19 protein-coding genes are annotated in these 15,684 nt (G+C 65.6%); 13 read left to right on the top strand and 6 right to left on the bottom strand.

Annotated features, from left to right (window positions below):
- Positions 1-3 precede the first annotated feature (3 nt).
- The 6 genes from ispH to NFH66_RS14235 all read left to right on the top strand — a co-directional run bounded on the left by ispH (position 4) and on the right by NFH66_RS14235 (position 4,309).
- On the top strand, positions 4-972 hold the full coding sequence (gene ispH / locus NFH66_RS14260; protein WP_349610866.1) for a 4-hydroxy-3-methylbut-2-enyl diphosphate reductase: 969 nt from the start codon (positions 4-6) through the stop codon (positions 970-972).
- 162 nt (positions 973-1,134) lie between these two features.
- A complete protein-coding gene (locus tag NFH66_RS14255; protein WP_349610865.1) occupies positions 1,135-1,542 on the top strand; it encodes a type IV pilin protein in 408 nt (135 codons plus the stop codon).
- A 1-nt stretch (position 1,543) separates the two neighbouring features.
- Positions 1,544-2,047, top strand: coding sequence for a GspH/FimT family pseudopilin (locus NFH66_RS14250; protein WP_349610864.1), 504 nt, complete (start codon positions 1,544-1,546; stop codon positions 2,045-2,047).
- Positions 2,044-2,469 carry a type IV pilus modification protein PilV gene (gene pilV / locus NFH66_RS14245; protein ID WP_349610863.1) on the top strand — a complete coding sequence of 142 codons (426 nt, stop codon included), beginning with the start codon at positions 2,044-2,046 and terminating at the stop codon, positions 2,467-2,469. Before NFH66_RS14250 ends, pilV begins: the two co-directional genes overlap by 4 nt.
- Positions 2,466-3,197, top strand: a complete 732-nt coding sequence (locus NFH66_RS14240; RefSeq protein ID WP_349610862.1) for a PilW family protein — start codon at positions 2,466-2,468, stop codon at positions 3,195-3,197. The genes pilV and NFH66_RS14240 overlap by 4 nt, the downstream gene beginning before the upstream one ends.
- Entirely contained in the window at positions 3,194-4,309 is a 1,116-nt protein-coding gene (locus NFH66_RS14235; protein ID WP_349610861.1) for a pilus assembly PilX family protein, read from the top strand. The genes NFH66_RS14240 and NFH66_RS14235 overlap by 4 nt, the downstream gene beginning before the upstream one ends.
- Before the next feature lie 25 nt (positions 4,310-4,334).
- Here the strand turns inward: NFH66_RS14235 and NFH66_RS14230 are convergent, their stop codons facing one another.
- On the bottom strand, positions 4,335-4,871 hold the full coding sequence (locus NFH66_RS14230) for a GspH/FimT family pseudopilin (protein WP_349610860.1): 537 nt from the start codon (positions 4,869-4,871) through the stop codon (positions 4,335-4,337).
- A 266-nt stretch (positions 4,872-5,137) separates the two neighbouring features.
- On the opposite strand from NFH66_RS14230, the gene yghU reads away from it, so the two are divergent.
- Positions 5,138-6,013, top strand: coding sequence for a glutathione-dependent disulfide-bond oxidoreductase (yghU, locus tag NFH66_RS14225; protein ID WP_349610859.1), 876 nt, complete (start codon positions 5,138-5,140; stop codon positions 6,011-6,013).
- A 15-nt stretch (positions 6,014-6,028) separates the two neighbouring features.
- On the opposite strand, the gene NFH66_RS14220 is transcribed toward yghU, so the two are convergent.
- A complete protein-coding gene (locus NFH66_RS14220) occupies positions 6,029-6,898 on the bottom strand; it encodes a LysR family transcriptional regulator ArgP (protein WP_349610858.1) in 870 nt (289 codons plus the stop codon).
- 137 nt (positions 6,899-7,035) lie between these two features.
- Between NFH66_RS14220 and NFH66_RS14215 the strand changes: the two genes are divergently transcribed.
- On the top strand, positions 7,036-7,668 hold the full coding sequence (locus NFH66_RS14215; protein ID WP_349610857.1) for a LysE/ArgO family amino acid transporter: 633 nt from the start codon (positions 7,036-7,038) through the stop codon (positions 7,666-7,668).
- Here the strand turns inward: NFH66_RS14215 and NFH66_RS14210 are convergent.
- Both NFH66_RS14210 and NFH66_RS14205 read right to left on the bottom strand, forming a co-directional pair.
- Positions 7,661-8,047, bottom strand: a complete 387-nt coding sequence (locus NFH66_RS14210) for a septal ring lytic transglycosylase RlpA family protein (RefSeq protein ID WP_349610856.1) — start codon at positions 8,045-8,047, stop codon at positions 7,661-7,663. The genes NFH66_RS14215 and NFH66_RS14210 overlap by 8 nt on opposite strands.
- A 215-nt stretch (positions 8,048-8,262) precedes the next feature.
- Complete coding sequence (locus NFH66_RS14205; RefSeq protein ID WP_349610855.1) at positions 8,263-9,156, bottom strand: S66 peptidase family protein; 894 nt, start codon at positions 9,154-9,156, stop codon at positions 8,263-8,265.
- Between the two features lie 144 nt (positions 9,157-9,300).
- On the opposite strand from NFH66_RS14205, the gene NFH66_RS14200 reads away from it, so the two are divergent.
- Complete coding sequence (locus tag NFH66_RS14200; RefSeq protein WP_349610854.1) at positions 9,301-9,987, top strand: MOSC domain-containing protein; 687 nt, start codon at positions 9,301-9,303, stop codon at positions 9,985-9,987.
- A gap of 125 nt (positions 9,988-10,112) precedes the next feature.
- Here NFH66_RS14200 and NFH66_RS14195 read toward each other — a convergent pair whose 3' ends face one another.
- Positions 10,113-10,430: a hypothetical protein gene (locus tag NFH66_RS14195; RefSeq protein ID WP_349610853.1), complete on the bottom strand. Its 318-nt coding sequence runs from the start codon at positions 10,428-10,430 to the stop codon at positions 10,113-10,115.
- A gap of 144 nt (positions 10,431-10,574) precedes the next feature.
- On the opposite strand from NFH66_RS14195, the gene NFH66_RS14190 reads away from it, so the two are divergent.
- From NFH66_RS14190 to NFH66_RS14180, 3 genes are all read left to right on the top strand, one after another.
- Positions 10,575-10,967 carry an HIT family protein gene (locus NFH66_RS14190; protein ID WP_349610852.1) on the top strand — a complete coding sequence of 131 codons (393 nt, stop codon included), beginning with the start codon at positions 10,575-10,577 and terminating at the stop codon, positions 10,965-10,967.
- A 293-nt stretch (positions 10,968-11,260) separates the two neighbouring features.
- Positions 11,261-12,673 carry an ATP-dependent RNA helicase DbpA gene (gene dbpA, locus NFH66_RS14185; RefSeq protein ID WP_349610851.1) on the top strand — a complete coding sequence of 471 codons (1,413 nt, stop codon included), beginning with the start codon at positions 11,261-11,263 and terminating at the stop codon, positions 12,671-12,673.
- Between the two features lie 41 nt (positions 12,674-12,714).
- On the top strand, positions 12,715-13,578 hold the full coding sequence (locus tag NFH66_RS14180; protein ID WP_349610850.1) for a PA4780 family RIO1-like protein kinase: 864 nt from the start codon (positions 12,715-12,717) through the stop codon (positions 13,576-13,578).
- Between the two features lie 23 nt (positions 13,579-13,601).
- Here NFH66_RS14180 and NFH66_RS14175 read toward each other — a convergent pair whose 3' ends face one another.
- Positions 13,602-14,327: a YebC/PmpR family DNA-binding transcriptional regulator gene (locus NFH66_RS14175; RefSeq protein ID WP_349610849.1), complete on the bottom strand. Its 726-nt coding sequence runs from the start codon at positions 14,325-14,327 to the stop codon at positions 13,602-13,604.
- Between the two features lie 135 nt (positions 14,328-14,462).
- Here NFH66_RS14175 and NFH66_RS14170 point away from each other — a divergent pair, with 135 nt between their 5' ends.
- Entirely contained in the window at positions 14,463-15,653 is a 1,191-nt protein-coding gene (locus tag NFH66_RS14170; protein ID WP_349610848.1) for a M24 family metallopeptidase, read from the top strand.
- The last annotated feature ends 31 nt before the right edge of the window (positions 15,654-15,684 follow it).

The raw sequence follows: 15,684 nt of genomic DNA, 5'->3' as shown, positions 1-15,684 counted from the left end.
CCTATGCAAGCTAATTCCGTGCAGATCCGGCTGGCCAACCCCCGCGGCTTCTGTGCCGGCGTCGACCGCGCCATCGAGATCGTCAACGGCGCTCTGGACGTGTTCGGCCCGCCGATCTACGTGCGCCACGAGGTGGTCCACAACCGCTTCGTGGTGGATAGCCTGCGCGAGCGTGGCGCCATCTTCGTCGAGGAGCTCCACGAGGTCCCCGACGACGTCATCGTGATCTTCTCCGCCCACGGCGTCTCCCGCGCCGTGCAGCAGGAGGCGGAGCGCCGCGGCCTCAAGGTGTTCGACGCCACCTGCCCGCTGGTCACCAAGGTGCACATGGAGGTGCTGCGCTACGCCAAACGTGGCCAGGAGTGCATCCTGATCGGCCACGCGGGGCACCCCGAGGTGGAGGGCACCATGGGGCGCTACGACACCTCCCACGGCGGCGCCATCTACCTGGTGGAGGACGAGGAGGACGTGGCCAACCTCGAGGTAACCGACCCGAGCCGGCTCGCCTTCGTCACCCAGACCACCCTCTCCATGGATGACACCGCCCGGGTGATCGACGCCCTGCGCGCCAAGTTTCCGCAGATCGAGGGCCCGCGCAAGGACGACATCTGCTACGCCACCCAGAACCGCCAGGACGCCGTGCGCGAGCTGGCTGCCAGCAGCGACCTGGTGCTGGTGGTGGGCAGCCCCAACAGCTCCAACTCCAACCGCCTGCGCGAGCTCTCCGAGCGCGTCGGTACTCCTGCCTACCTGATCGACAGCGCCGAGCAGATCGAGCCCGCCTGGCTCGAGGGCGTCAATGCCATCGGCGTCACCGCCGGTGCCAGTGCCCCCGAGGTGCTGGTGCAGGGCGTGATCGAACGGCTCAAGAGCCTCGGCGCCAGTGCCCCCGAGGAGCTCGCCGGGCGCGAGGAGACCATCACCTTCTCCATGCCGCGCGAACTGCGCGAGCGGGTGATCGTCAGCGACTAGCGCCTGCCCCTGCCGGCCTCCCGCGCGAGGCCGGCATGCCGCTGCCTGAGCCGCCCCGCGGCAAACGGCCGCCGGCGACTCCCCGTCCAGCCCCCTACCAAATGCCTGCGCCCTGCTACATACTGCTGGCGGATGCCACACCACCCAGGAGGGGAGCGTCGCATGAATCCGCCGAACGCCCGGCGCAGCGCCGGCTTTACCCTGATCGAGGTGCTGATCGCGGTGGCCATCATCGGCATCCTGGCCGCGATCGCCTACCCGCAGTATACCGCCTATGTGGAACGCTCCTTGCGCGCCGACGCCCATGCCGGCCTGAATATCGCCGCGGGCGAGCTGGAGCGTTGCTATACCCGCACCTATAGCTATTCCGATTGCGATATCACCTCACCCTCCCCGGAGGGAAGTTATCGCATTGAGACACCAGAGCCCCCCCCGGAGGATGCTCTCGAAAATAACGGTCGGAGCTATACCGTTGTTGCCACCACGGAGAGAGAAGATGGCTGTGATGGTAACGACGGAATCTGGCTAAGCAGCGACGGCACCCGTGGCCCGGAAGGCTGCTGGCCGTAATATGCGACGAGCGCGTGGCTTTACCCTGATCGAGTTGCTGGTCACCCTGGCGGTGATCATCATCATGGCAACTGTGGCGGTGCCCAGCTTCCGGCATACCATGCACGACCAGCGTGTGGTAGCCGACTACAACGAGCTGCTGGCGGGCCTGCATCTGGCGCGCAGCGAGGCGATCAAGCGCCGAGAGGATGTAGAGTTCGCCACGACACAGCCGGCGGAGGAGGGCGAGGTGTCGACCGAGGCGGGAGCTGTCGGCCCTTGGCGATATCGAGTCATGGTAGGTGACCAGGTGGTGAGAGAACGTACCGGCCGCGATGCCACTACCGCGGTGACCGACATCAGTGTCACCTTCGACGACCTGGGTAAGCGGACCGGGTGTACGGAAGCCCCGTGCCAACTGACACTCACCTCTCACGTTATCGAGCGCGCCGAGACGCTGGAGGTGACACCGGCAGGGCGTGTGGGCAAGCCTGAGCCTGAAGAAGCAGAGGAGGCTGGCGAGTGAAGCGAGGTGGGGAACAGGGCTTTACCCTGATCGAGGCGTTGATCGCCCTGCTGGTGCTCTCCATCGGCCTGCTGGGCGTGGCCGCCATGCAGCTCAAGTCGCTGCAGGGGGCGCATGCCGCCTACCAGCGCTCCATCGCCACCCTGGCCGCCCAGGATGCCCAGGAGCGGCTCTGGGCACAGATGGCGCTAGATAGCGACTGCCCTATCTGGGGTAGCGATAGCGAAACAAGCAGTCTGGCCAACGACACCGATTGGGAGCAGGAGTGGGCGAAGTATCTTCCCGGCTTTGCCGACGCCAGCGGTGTCGAGGAAAACTCTAACTGTGAGTTCACGATTACCATCTCCTGGAACGAGACCCGCTTCTCGGGCGAGGGAGATAATCCCGAATTCACCTACCGAATCAGGCTGCCCCAGAAATGACGGTTAAACGGCAAGGCGGTTTCTCGCTGATCGAGCTGATGGTGGCCATGCTGATCGGTCTGGTCATCATTCTTGGCGCCGGTCAGCTTTTCCTGACCGTCTTCACTACCCGTGAGCGGGTGGAGACCCTTGGTGAAAAGCAGGCGGCGCTGAACTTTGCCGTGGAAAGCCTCGTCAGGGATATGCGCAGGGCTGATGGTTTTGAGATCACGGAAAAAGATGGAAATGATGCACTGAAAATAACACTTCCAAATAGTAGAGGTGAGTGTAAGGTTGGAGAGGTGCCCATCAAGACGTATTGGGTGGAGAAGGGTGAGCTGGATGATTACTATCTTAACCTAAAGTTGGTCTGCTCTGGGGATGAGCAGTGGCAAGAAGAGTTGGTCGGTGGGTTTTCTGGTCCGCTTGTAGTAAAGGAGGAGAGTGAGGCAGGCCTAGAGGAAGAAAAGGACTATGGCGTAAGGGTAACCTTTAATCTGAAGCCTACCGATGGGGAGGGCGAGCCGGATAGCTTTAGTTTCTATGCGATCAATCACAGTAAGGTTGTTCAGGATGTGTTTGATGGTGGAGATGATAACGGCGGAAACGGCGGAAACGGCGATCCTGATAATGACCCTGACCCTACTACGACGCCAGATCCAGATCGCCCTGGTTATTATTTGAGCGGGGAAGAGATGTATGGGCCTAATTGCTATAATAGTAAGGGCTATAAAGGGGGGTGTGATTGAATAAAAAAACTAGACAAAAAGGCGCCGCACTGATCGTTGTGCTTTCCCTCCTGTCCATCTCCCTGATGGTGGGTCTCTCCAGCATGCAGTCTTCCCAGATCGATGAGCGGCTGGCGGGGAATTACAAGGCGGCCACCGAGGCGCAGATGGCGGCGGAATATGGTGCCGCTTCTGGCGTTGCCGAGTTAGAAGGTGGTTCTAACCCTTTTGGCTCATCCGGTGAAGCATGCGACACCGTGGCGGACCCCGGGATTACTGAGGGGGATAGGCTTGGGTGGGGCTGGGTTGATGTTGATGTTCCAGACGAAGGCTTGGGTTACGGTCTGGAGGCAAAGGTAGTCGAGTGTGATGATGATGTTAGAGGCTCGCTCTATATTTCCTGGGGGCGGGTTGTGAATAGTAGTGATATCCTGGTTGCTGAGCGGTTTATTATTTTTAATAGTAGTGGTGGCGGTGGATCATGGCCACCCGATCTAAGCGAATTTTTTGTTGACAATGATGGTGGTCCAATCATCGGTGAAGACGATCTTGCAGCCCTTAATGAAAATGCCTTGCTGGTTGGCGGGGCGCTGGAGAGGAACGGGAATAGTGAAGTTCTCGGGCCGGCCCCACAGTCTAACCTTCCTGACTGGTCGAATGCCGTGCCGGATCCTCAGGCCATCATAGGCTGGGTAAAAGAGCGGGCTGATCAAGGGGATTCCCGTATTGTCATTAGCTGCGATGCAAGCTTTTCCAAGGGGGGGGCGAGTATCGTTTTTTGTGATGGTGACTTTGTCGGCGACCTGGATGATCGCTTATCAGGAATGTTCGTGGTGGCCAGTGGGAATATTGGCAACTGGACACCAGGGAATGAGCGCATCAATGTGCAGGGCGATGTCGATGCCTACCTGATTTCGGGTGGCTCAATGAATTTCAAGGGTTTTGGAAGTAACACAGTAACGGGTGGTGTGTGGGCCGGAGGAAGTCTGGGTGTTAATGGGAGCTCTAATTTTTGTGGGTCTGTGGTGGTAAGGGGAGCGGCACGTTTTAATGGTGCCTCGAACTTTGATATTGAAGGCGACGGGTGTGTGCCTGGTGGTGGAAGTGGGCCATCGGTGTGGATTCCACTATAAGCAAGGGCATCGGACAAGGTCAGACTCAGCATGATAGCGCGTCACTCTCGATCCTCACCCTCCCGGCATTATTGACGATCACCGTCGCGCCGGCCTCCCCGCGCCCGCATAGCCGAAAGGTGCCGTTATGCCCGCCGGCGCGGCCCAGCGCCTTGTAGCGCACCGGGCGGTCGCGGCGACTAAAGCCGATGGACACCTTCGGGCTGCCTTCCAGCACCTTCAGTATTATCTCTCCCGCCAGGCTACCTCCCTCGATATAGCCATCGACGATTACCCAGTCACCGCTCCAGTCCTCGAAGTTGCAGGAGCTGTAGCTGGGCCCCTGGCTGGCGCATACGGCAACGGTGGAGCGGCGGGTGATGGCCGTATTGCGGGTCAGCGCCAGCGCTCTCTGTATCCGCATGACCTCCATGGCCACCTCGTTGCGCGCGCTGAGTCGTTGATAATTGGGAATCCCGATGGTGGCAATGATCGACAGTACGGCCACGGCGACCAGCAGCTCGATCAGCGTCAGGCCGGCGTGATGGCTCGGGAGGCAAGAGGGAGGTGGCGCGAGGCGCATAGGGCCCTCCTGGAGATATCTCCTTGCTCGATGTGAAGTTGATGAGGTGGTTTTTTCACCGTAGCTAAGCCCCCGGGGCCGTTTGTCCGCTTTTTCTTACATCCGCTGTAGGCGGTTGCCGCCACGCATATGCGTGAACAACGCAGATCGTTGACGTCACGAGCACCATCGCTGGCTCGAATCCGAAACCTTAACCCGCTATCGTTTGTCGGAGCCTCACACGCCGCCGCCGATAGCCGGGGCGGCTTCGCCACCAAGGAGTCAGCATGAGCGATCAGAACCAGTACGTGCCGCCGAAAGTGTGGAAGTGGGAACAGCCGAGCGGGGGTGCCTTCGCCAGCATCAACCGTCCGGTGGCCGGGGCCACCCACGAGAAGCCCCTCCCGGTGGGTGAGCACCCTTTCCAGCTCTACTCGATGGGTACGCCCAACGGGGTCAAGGTCACGGCGATGTTCGAGGAACTGCTGGCGCTGGGCCACAAGGATGCCGAGTACGATGCCTGGCTGATCCGCATCGGCGACGGTGACCAGTTCGGCAGCGGCTTCGTCGAGGTGAACCCCAACTCCAAGATCCCGGCGCTGATGGATCACTCCACCACTCCACCCACCCGGGTGTTCGAGTCCGGCGCCATCCTGCTCTACCTGGCGGAGAGGTTCGGCGAGCTCCTGCCGGCCGCTCACGTGACCCGCACCGAGACCCTCAACTGGCTGTTCTGGCAGATGGGCAGCGCCCCCTTCCTGGGTGGCGGCTTCGGCCATTTCTACGCCTATGCGCCGGAGAAGCTCGAGTACCCCATCGACCGCTACGCCATGGAGACCAAGCGTCAGCTCGACGTGCTGGATCGTCGCCTGGCCGAGAACCGCTACCTGGCCGGCGATACCTATACCATCGCCGATATCGCCAACTGGCCCTGGTATGGCCAGCTGGTGCTAGGTCGGCTGTACGATGCCGGGGAGTTCCTGCAGGTGGAGGAGTACCCACACGTGCTGCGCTGGGCCAGGGAGGTCGATGCGCGCCCGGCGGTGCGGCGCGGCCGCATGGTCAATCGCACCTTCGGCGAGCCGGAGATGCAGCTCCACGAGCGCCATGCCGCCGGCGACTTCGAGACGCAGACCCAGGACAAGCTCGACCCCGAGCAGTAGCCTCGGGCACCCGCTTCAGACGAGGCTGACCGTGGCCAGCGCGTCACTCAGCCTCTCGATCAGCTTCCCGCTATGGCGCCAGCTGTGCCAATAGAGCGGCACCTCCAGCGCCTGGCCCGGAGCGATGCTGACCAGCTTGCCACGCTGAAGCGGCTCCTCCACCTGCATCCGCGGGATCATGCCATAGCCCATGCCGGCCAGGGCCAGCCTGACGAAGCCCTCGGAGGCGGGGCAGAGGTGGTAGGGGAAGGGGCCGTGGTAGCCGCAGCTGGCCAGGAAGCGGTGCTGGAGCTGGTCGTGGGGGCCGAAGACGATGGCCGGGGCGCGTCGGAAGGCCTCCGCCGTGGGGCCTTCCGGAAAGTGGCGCTGGCGATAGCCGGGCGTGGCCAGCGGCAGGTAGCTCATGCGGCCTAACGGCAGGGCACGGGCGCCGGCAACGGGCTGGGGGCTGGCACACAGGCAGGCGGCCACGTCGCCGTCGCGCAGTCGGCGCAGGCCGACGTCCTGGTCCTCCACCACCAGGTCGAGCACCACGCCCTCTTCCTGGCACAGCGGGCCGATGGCCTGGGCCCACCAGGTGGCCAGGCTGTCGGCGTTCACCGCGATGCGCAGTCGCGGGGCCTCGCTGGTAAGTGTTGGCAGCGCCTGGCGCAGGTCGCGCTCCAGCAGCTGCACGCGCCGGGCGTGGTTGAGCAGTCGCCGGCCCACCGGCGTGGGCGCCAGGGCCGGGGTGCGCACCAGCACCGGCTGGCCCAGGCGCACCTCCAGCGAACGGATGCGCTGGGAGACTGCCGACTGTGACAACCCCAGCGCCTCACCGGCGCGCTCGAAGCCGCCGCACTCCACTACCGCCGTCAGTGCCTCCAGCAGCTTGTAGTCCAGCATCGCCAAGTCTCCTTTCTGGGCCCTGATCTTATAACATCACCATAAGCAAAACTGATGCTGCATTAACAGGATGATTTCTGTGTATGGTTGGCATCGGCTACGCTGGCCGCCATCGATAATGCGACGGAGCAGGGCCAATGCTGGAGAGCTATCTGACCGGGCTGGTGGTGTGCGGGGGGATCATCATGGCGATCGGCGCCCAGAATGCCTATGTGCTGGGGGTCGCGATCCGCCGCCGGCATCACTGGTGGTCGGCCGGGGTGTGCATGACCAGCGACCTGCTGCTGTTCAGCGTGGGCATGCTTGGAGTCTCGGCCTTGCTGCTGAGCGTGCCCCAGGCCATGGAGGCGATGCGCTGGGCCGGGGTGGTGTTTCTCTCCTGGCTGGCGGTCCAGGCGTTGTGGCGGGCAGCCACCGGGCGCCAGGGGCTGGGGGGCGAGGCGGTAGCGGCACCGGGGCGCCGCCGGGTGATCCTGGCGACCCTGGCGGTGACCCTGCTCAACCCCCAGGTCTACCTGGATACCCTGCTGCTGATTCCGGCGGTGGGGGCACAGCAAAGCAGTGCCGCCGGGTTCCTGGCCGGAGCGGGGTCGGCATCGATCCTGTGGTTCAGCCTGCTGGCATGGGGTGGGGCGGCACTGGCGCCGTGGCTGGAGAAGCCGGTGGCGTGGCGGGCCATCGATGGGGCCATCGGGGTGATGATGGCCGTCATTGCGGTCCAGCTGGCGAGCGGCGCGATGGTGCCACCCGCCGCGGTGGGGCTCAGTTGATCTGGGTGACCATCACCGGGGCCACACCGCGCTGGAGCAGCCCCAGCTTCCTGGCGGCACGCTTGGAGAGGTCGATGATGCGCCCCTTCACGAAGGGGCCGCGGTCATTGATCACGACCCTCACTTCCTGGCCGGTGTCCGGGCGCGTCACCATGACCTCGGTGCCGAAGGGCAGGTTGCGGTGGGCGGCAGTGAGCTGGTTCTGGTCGAAGGGCTCGCCGCTGGCGGTGGTGCGGCCTTGGAACTTGTCGTGATAGAAGGAGGCGTATCCCTCCTGAGCCTCGGCGCTGGTGTCATGGGCATGGACGCTGGCGACAGTGCCGAGGGTCAGGAGGCCTGCCAGACAGCAGGTCAGGAACGGGCGAGTTCGGGCTCCCATTGGTGGTACCTCATGGTTCTCGCTATGGCGATGTGTGCTTGCACGATGCAATGAGGATGGGGGGGGCTCCCCCGCTGCGTTGCACAAATAGTAACCACTCACCGGCAGCCACGCAAGCGATCTCGAAGATGGGCGACGATGGGCGCTAGATCGCGACAAACTTATGCAAGGACTCTCCAGCGGGACACCGGGCCGGTCTTCGGCGGGCTCTGGAGTCAGGACTCGACGGTGAGTCGGCCCTGATTGATATGCCCGATGGCACCATAGCGCCAGGGGCGGTTGTGCAGCCCGTGGCCGATAGGCAGTCCGTGATAGAGCGGCAGGCCCAGCGGCGCCAGGGTCTCGGCGACGATCGCCTCGAGCCGTTCGTCGCCCCATGGTGGGCAGCCCTCGAAGGTGCCCAGGCACACTGCGGCGGCCCGCTCCAGGGCGCCGCCCTGCACCAGTTGCCACAGGGCACGCTCCAGGCGGTACCAGGGTTCGCCCACGTCCTCGAGGATCACCAGGGCCCCAGGCGGGGCGTGTAGGGCGGCGGGGGTGCCCACCAGGCTGGCCAGGGTGGTGAGGTTGCCACCGACCAAGGGGCCCGCGAGCGTCGCGGGGGCTTCTCCCCAGGCGCTGAGGGGGTAGTCGAGCGCTGTCGGGCCCCGCAACAGCGCCAGGGTCTCGCTGAGCTGGCGGCGGAGTATCCCGCGTTCTTTGCTGTCGTCACCGGCGTCGAGCAGGCCGCTGGCGGCCTTGACCACCGGGCCGTGGATGGCCGGCAGGCCGTGGCGATGCCAGTGATCGAGCAGCACGGTGACGTCGGAATAGCCCACCAGCGGCTTGGGATTGGCGGCCAGCCGCGCCCAGTCGATGCCGTCGAGCAGTTGTGCGGCGCCGTAGCCGCCGCGGATCGCCCAGACCGCGTGGGTCTCGGGGTCGTCATAGGCGGCATGCAGCTGGGCCAGGCGCCACTCGCGGGATCCGGCCAGGTAGCGGCGGGGGCGCTGCAGCGGTTCAGGGCAGTGCAGCCTGACCCCCAGCGACTCCAGCCCCTGGATGCCGCGTGCCACGGCGGCATCGTCGGTGACCGAAGAGGGGGAGATCAGGCTGATGGCGAGTGACATGGAAGCTTCCGGCGGCAGAATGGTGCGCCAAGGATGGCATGCTCGGCACAGATACGCATCATGGCGCCGAGAGTTGTTGTTCCTCATAATCGCACCGGAAGCCTAGCTGTCTGGATGTTGGGAAGGGGACAAGGAGCGTAAGAGATGACGACTCATCTGGGGCGTGTGCTGGCGGTGCTTGCCGGGCGTGCCGTTCCGTTCGGCAAGCCTGGCGCCAACAGCGGCATCGACAAGCAACCACAGCGCGGCCCGGTACGGGTCGAACGGGAAGGGTTGTTCGGGGATGAGCAGGGCGACCGGCGGGTGCATGGCGGCCCGGAGAAGGCCGTGCATCACTATCCACGTGAGCACTATGCACGCTGGCGGCATGAGATAGGCGAGCGCGAGGTGTTGCGACATCCCGGGGCCTTCGGCGAAAACCTGCATAGCGAGGGTGTCGTCGAAGCCGACCTGTGTCTGGGGGATCGATTGCGCATCGGCGGCACGCTGCTGGAGGTCAGCCAGAGTCGCCAGCCCTGCTGGAAGCTCAATGTGCGGTTCGGCGTGCCCGATATGGCGCGGCGCGTGCAGGAGAGTCGGCGTACCGGCTGGTACTACCGGGTCCTGCAACCGGGCGAGCTGCAGGCAGGAGATGCCATCGAGCTGGTCGAACGGCCGTGGCGGGAGTGGTCCCTGATACGTATCGCGCAGGTGCTTTACGCGCGTGATGTTGATCCCGACGAGACCCGAGCGCTATTGGCGTTGCCGATCGTGGATTCCTGGCGACGGCGGCTGGAGCGTCGTCTGGAAACACAGCGGATCGAGGACTGGCGCTCGCGGCTGGAGGGCTAGCAGCCTGTCGGGAAGGCTCGGCTAGCCCAGGCCGCGGGCCAGCAGGTCGTCGGCGCTGGCGAGGAAGGCCTGGAATGAAAACACCCCGAGCGCGAGCCCGGGGTGTGGGATAGGAGCGGGAGGCCTCAGTGTCGCGAGGCGCTCTGCTCCTCGAACAGCTCTGCCTTGGCATCGCGCATCACGTCCTCACAGGCCGCCTGGTGGGCGAGCTGCGTAAGCAGCCCCTGGGTCACGGCGAAGCCCTTGCCGAGGCAGGTATCCACGTCTTCCCGGCTGACCGCCGGGACCACATCGCAGTCGATCTTCAGGGTCCTGCCGCCACCTTCCAGCCGGTCGGCGAAGTCGCGGAGTTGCCAGGCGATCCGCTGCTTCCAGCCGGCAGTGTCATCCGCGCCTTCGTTTACGCTAAACGTGCACCGCCACTCAGGTTTATAGACCTTCATGTGAACCTCCGTGCTGGCTTGGATTGAATGATCGATCGTGTATTCTGCTCCTTGGTCATGCGGTACTGCCTTGACCAGCATACTGGATCGCCGCCGTCGCTGCAGTCGACGTTAGTCACTACTTACCCGCTACAGGAGGGCAACATGGCCAGCATCTTTACCCGCATCATGCAGGGCGAGATTCCGGGACATTTCGTGTACGAGGATGACCAGTGCGTGGTCATCATGACCATCCAGCCGATGAAGCCCGGCCACGTGCTGGTGATCCCCCGCGAGGAGGTTGACCATTGGGATGACCTGCCGGAGCCGCTATACCAGCACCTGATGACGGTGTCGCGGCGCCTGGCCAAGGCGATCAAGAAGGCGTTCCCCTGCCAGCGAGTGGGCATGCTGATCGTTGGCCTGGAGGTGCCCCATGTGCATGTCCACCTGATGCCGCTGGACGCGATGAGTGATATCCAGGTGGAGAACTTGCCCATGGCCGAGCCGGCCGACCTGGCGGCGGCCGCCGAGAAGCTGCGCGCCGCCCTGGGCTGAGTCCGGGCGGGTCGGCTCTCACACGAAGGGCCCGGGTCGATGCCCGGGTCGATGCCCGGGTCGATGCCCGGGTCGATGCCCGGGCCTTGTGGGGGGCAGAGAAAGGGAGCCGCGACGGTGGCGTCTTGATGCAGGCTTGCTACGGGCGGGAATTGTCCGGTGTCGCGGCGGCCTTTCTGTTATCCTGCAGGCCTTCCATTCTCCCGCTTTCCCGGCGTATGCCGCTCGGCCTTCGCCGTCGCTCGCTGGTGACCCTGGCTCGCCCGCTGTTTCCGGTGGCCCCTTTCTGCAGGATGTTTCCCTTGTCCGATACTCCTCCCGACGCCTCCTTCGCCGCGCTGCCGCTGGCGCCGGAGCTGCTCGATAACCTGGCCTCTCTGGGCTTTACCGCCATGACGCCGATCCAGGCCGAGAGCCTGCCGCCGATCCTGGCCGGCCGCGACGTGATCGCCCAGGCGAAGACGGGCTCGGGCAAGACCGCCGCCTTCGGCCTGGGGCTGCTCTCGCGGCTTGCGCTCGCGAGCTTTCGGGTGCAGGGGCTGGTGCTCTGCCCGACCCGCGAGCTGGCCGATCAGGTGGCCGGCGAGCTGCGCCGGCTGGCGCGCAGCCTGCCCAATGTCAAGGTGCTGACGCTGTGTGGCGGCGCGCCCTTCGGCCCGCAGCTCGCCTCTCTGGAGCACGGCGCGCATATCGTGGTGGGTACCCCAGGACGGGTGGAGGAGCACCTGCGCAAGGGCTCACTCTGCTTGGACGGGCTTGCGACCCTGGTACTGGACGAGGCCGACCGCATGCTCGACATGGGCTTCCAGGCGAGCCTGGAAGCGATCGTCGCCGCGACCCCGGCCAGTCGTCAGACGCTGCTGTTCAGCGCCACCTTCTCCGACGCCGTGCGCCCCGTGGCCGCGGCGCAGACTCGCGAGCCGGTGACGGTGGAGGTGGCCGAGACCCACGACGCCAGCAGCATCCACGAGCGGGTCTATCGGGTGAATGATGGCGATGAGGCGCGCCTGGAGGGGTTGTGCCGGCTGTTGCTGCACCTCCGCCCGGCGTCCAGCGTGGTGTTCTGCAATACCAAGCGCGAGACCGACGAGGTGGCCCAGGCGTTGAACGCGGCGGGCTTCAGTGCGCTGGCCCTGCACGGCGACCTGGAACAGCCCGACCGCGACCGACTGCTGGTACTGTTCGCCAACCGCAGCGCCTCGGTCCTGGTGGCCACCGACGTGGCAGCCCGGGGGCTCGATATCGCCGAGCTGGATGCGGTGTTCAACTACCACATCGCCCGGGACCTGGAGGTGCATGTGCACCGGGTCGGGCGTACCGGACGGGCCGGCAGCGCGGGGATCGCTTGCACCCTGGTCGGCCAGGGCGAGGAGTACCGGCTGGCGCGCCTCACCGAGTTCCTCGGCGAGCCCCTCGAGGAAGCCAGCCTGCCGCCGCGCGCGGTGCTCGCCCGGGAGCCGCTGGTGCCGCCCATGGCGACCCTGCAGATCGGCGGCGGCAAGAAGCACAAGGTGCGCCCCGGCGACATCCTCGGCGCCCTGACCGGCGAGGCGGGCCTGGCCGGCGACCAGGTGGGCAAGATCAAGGTGCTGGCCAACAGTGCCTACGTGGCCGTGCGACGCGAGGTGGCCGACCAGGCCCTCGAGCGTCTAGTGAATGGCCGAATCAAGGGGCGCAGCTTTCGCGCCCGGCGGATTAGCCGCTGACATCCGCTCGGCAACACGGGCCGGCACTACCGGGAGAGTCAATGAAGATACCCAAGCGACTGCAGCCGCTGGTGGACGACGGCCTGATCGAGGCGGTCGAGAGCCAGCTGATGAGCGGCAAGGAAGCCCAGGTCTATGTGGTGCGCTCCCACGGGGAGCGCCGCTGCGCCAAGGTCTTCAAGGAGGCCAGGCAGCGTAGTTTCAAGCAGGCCGTGCAGTACCAGGAGGGCCGGCGCGAGCGCAACAGCCGCCGCTCCCGGGCCATGGCCAAGAAGACCCGCTACGGCCAGAAGGAGCAGGAGCAGGCCTGGCTCAACGCCGAGGTCGATGCCCTCTACCGGCTGGCCGCGGCGGACGTGCGGGTGCCCAAGCCCTTTGGGTTCATCGACGGCGTGCTGCTGATGGAGATGATCAGCGACGCCGAGGGGCTGACCGCCCCGCGCCTGGACGACGTGATCCTGAGCGCCGAGGAGGCCCGCGAACACTACGCCAAGATCCTCGCCGACGTGGTCAAGATGCTGTGTGCTGGCCTGGTCCACGGTGATCTCTCCGAGTTCAACGTGCTGCTGGCCGCCGACGGCCCGGTGATCATCGACCTGCCCCAGGCGGTGGATGCCGCCGGCAACAATAGCGCCGAGTGGATGTTCGAGCGCGACGTGGACAACATGCGCCGTTACTTCGGACGCTTCGCCCCGGAGCTGCTTGCCACCGACTACGGCAAGGAGATCTGGGCGCTCTATGAGTCTGGTGAACTCCACCCGGAGAGCCGGCTCACCGGGCGCTTCGAGCACGACACCACCCCCGTCGATGTCGACGAGCTGATGACGGTGATCGACGACGTGCGCAACGAGGAGCTCCAGCGCCAGGCGGCGCTCAACCGCGGCGACGAGCCCGGGGTGGAGTAGGGCCAGCCCCGGCTGTCGCGTCCTCAGCTCTCGGGCAGCTCGGCGCTGTGGAAGACGTTCTGCACGTCGTCGCAGTCGTTGAGCGCATCGACCAGCTTCTCGAACATGGTCACGTCGTCGCCTTCGAGCGGGGTCGTGGCCTGCGGGACGAACTGGATCTCGTCGACCTCGAAATCGAGCTCACCGAAGGCGTCGAGCAGCGCCTGCTTGGCCTTGGCGTACTCGGTATGCGGGGCGAAGACGGTGATCTGCCCTGCCTCGTTCTCGATGTCGGTGACGTCGACATCGGCCTCCATCAGCGCCTCGAGCACCGCTTCCTCATCGCTGCCCTGGAAGGCCAGGATGGCGCAGTGGTCGAACATGTGGCTGACGCTGCCGGGGGTGCCGAGCTTGCTCTTGGCCTTGTTGAAGCAGGTGCGCACCTCGCCGAAGGTGCGGTTGGGGTTGTCGGTCAGGCAGTCGACGATGACCATGCAGTTGCCCGGTCCGAAGCCCTCGTAGCGCGCCGAGGAGAAGTCCTCGCCGCCTACGCCGCTGGCCTTGTCAAGCGCCTTGTCGATGACGTGAGAGGGAACCTGGTCCTTCTTGGCGCGCTCGATCAGCCCGCGCAGGCTCAGGTTGCCGGAGGGGTCGGTGCCGCCCTGCTTGGCGCAGACGTAGATCTCGCGGCCATACTTGCTGTAGACCTTGGTCTTGGCGGCGGCCGTCTTGGCCATGGATTCCTTGCGGTTCTGGAAGGCCCTGCCCATATCATTATCCTGTCGAGTTCAACATGAGGCTGGATTCTACGAGACCGCGGGGGGCGCGAACAGGGCCAATATCACCGTGCATGACGCCCGTCACGGCTACACTGCCGGAGACGGCCTACCACCGCGGAGATCGCCATGGACCATCACGCCTATCGTTACGCCCTGGCGGGCGCCCTGGGCGGCAGCGAGCCGCCCTTTCCCGCCGCCGAATTCGTCGACCGCCTGGCCCGGGTGCGTGCCGCCATGCAGGCCGCCGGCCTCGACGCCCTGCTGCTCACCGACCCGGCGGATATCTTCTACCTCACCGGCTATCACACCTTCGAGGTCTCGGTGCACACCGCCCTGGTGGTCACGGCCGAGCGCCGAGTGCTGCAGGTGCCCTCCATCGAGACCGGCCCCGCGGTGGTCACCGCCGAGGTGGACGAGATCCTCGGTTACCGCTGGGAGGGCATCGACGAGGTGGTCGTGCCGCTGGCCGAGACCCTGGCGGGGCAGCGCGCCATCGGCCTGGACCTCTATGGCGCCGGGCTTCGCCATGGCGTGATCCGCGAGCTGCAGGCGCGACTCGGCGCCGAGCGCTTCCGCGACGACGGCGGGGCCCTGGTGGATGCCATCCGCCTGGTCAAGACGCCGGCGGAGCTCGACTGCCTCGCCGAGAGCGCGCGCATCACCGCGGCCGGCCTCGCCGCCGCCGAAGCGGTCATCGCCCCCGGGGTCAGCGACAACGACATCGCCGCCGAGGGGGCCCGCGCCCTGCTCGCCGCGGGTGGCGAGTTCATGAGCCTGCAGCCCATCGTCACCAGCGGGCGGCGCATCAGCATCATCCACGTCAACCACAAGCGCCGCGTGATCGAGCCAGGCGATCCGGTGTTCCTGGAGTTCGGCGCGGCCTTCCAGCGCTATACCGCGCCGATGATGCGCACCGCCGTGGCGGGGCGGGCCACGCCGGAGATGCAGGCACTGCGCGATGTCTGTCGCGAGATGTTCGAGGCGCTCAGCGCCGCGATGCGCCCCGGTAACCGCTTCGATGATGCCGCCCGGGCGGCCGAGGCCGTGCTGGCGCCCCACGCCGATCGCGCATTCTTCTCGGGGGTGTTCGGCTATGCGGTGGGCGCCCAGTTCCCGCCCAGTTGGGTCGAGGGCACCGGCTATATCGCCCGCGGCCAACAGCGCGAGTTCGCCACCGACATGGTCTTCCACCTGCCGCTCTGCCTGCGGCTGCCGGGGCAGTGGGGCGTGGGCCTCAGCGACACCGTGCGGGTCACCGATGGCGGTGCCGTGCCCCTCACCGACAACGACTGGCGGCTCAACGAGCTCACGGGGTGATCTCGGCGGACATCGCCCGCACTCCTGTGTC

It is taken from the genome of Halomonas sp. H10-9-1 (assembly GCF_040147005.1).
GTDB lineage: Bacteria > Pseudomonadota > Gammaproteobacteria > Pseudomonadales > Halomonadaceae > Halomonas.
This window is presented reverse-complemented; position numbering and strand designations above follow the sequence as displayed.

Excerpts from the sequence above, each read along its gene's own strand:
- NFH66_RS14250 (WP_349610864.1), top strand. The coding sequence starts at position 1,544 with ATGCGACGAGCGCGTGGCTTTACCCTGATCGAGTTGCTGGTCACCCTG.
- dbpA (WP_349610851.1), top strand. The coding sequence starts at position 11,261 with ATGTTTCCCTTGTCCGATACTCCTCCCGACGCCTCCTTCGCCGCGCTG.
- NFH66_RS14190 (WP_349610852.1), top strand. The coding sequence starts at position 10,575 with ATGGCCAGCATCTTTACCCGCATCATGCAGGGCGAGATTCCGGGACAT.
- NFH66_RS14205 (WP_349610855.1), bottom strand. The coding sequence starts at position 9,156 with ATGTCACTCGCCATCAGCCTGATCTCCCCCTCTTCGGTCACCGACGAT.
- NFH66_RS14230 (WP_349610860.1), bottom strand. The coding sequence starts at position 4,871 with ATGCGCCTCGCGCCACCTCCCTCTTGCCTCCCGAGCCATCACGCCGGC.
- NFH66_RS14175 (WP_349610849.1), bottom strand. The coding sequence starts at position 14,327 with ATGGGCAGGGCCTTCCAGAACCGCAAGGAATCCATGGCCAAGACGGCC.
- NFH66_RS14170 (WP_349610848.1), top strand. The coding sequence starts at position 14,463 with ATGGACCATCACGCCTATCGTTACGCCCTGGCGGGCGCCCTGGGCGGC.
- NFH66_RS14210 (WP_349610856.1), bottom strand. The coding sequence starts at position 8,047 with ATGGGAGCCCGAACTCGCCCGTTCCTGACCTGCTGTCTGGCAGGCCTC.
- ispH (WP_349610866.1), top strand. The coding sequence starts at position 4 with ATGCAAGCTAATTCCGTGCAGATCCGGCTGGCCAACCCCCGCGGCTTC.
- NFH66_RS14180 (WP_349610850.1), top strand. The coding sequence starts at position 12,715 with ATGAAGATACCCAAGCGACTGCAGCCGCTGGTGGACGACGGCCTGATC.
- NFH66_RS14195 (WP_349610853.1), bottom strand. The coding sequence starts at position 10,430 with ATGAAGGTCTATAAACCTGAGTGGCGGTGCACGTTTAGCGTAAACGAA.
- NFH66_RS14215 (WP_349610857.1), top strand. The coding sequence starts at position 7,036 with ATGCTGGAGAGCTATCTGACCGGGCTGGTGGTGTGCGGGGGGATCATC.
- NFH66_RS14255 (WP_349610865.1), top strand. The coding sequence starts at position 1,135 with ATGAATCCGCCGAACGCCCGGCGCAGCGCCGGCTTTACCCTGATCGAG.
- NFH66_RS14200 (WP_349610854.1), top strand. The coding sequence starts at position 9,301 with ATGACGACTCATCTGGGGCGTGTGCTGGCGGTGCTTGCCGGGCGTGCC.
- yghU (WP_349610859.1), top strand. The coding sequence starts at position 5,138 with ATGAGCGATCAGAACCAGTACGTGCCGCCGAAAGTGTGGAAGTGGGAA.
- NFH66_RS14220 (WP_349610858.1), bottom strand. The coding sequence starts at position 6,898 with ATGCTGGACTACAAGCTGCTGGAGGCACTGACGGCGGTAGTGGAGTGC.
- NFH66_RS14240 (WP_349610862.1), top strand. The coding sequence starts at position 2,466 with ATGACGGTTAAACGGCAAGGCGGTTTCTCGCTGATCGAGCTGATGGTG.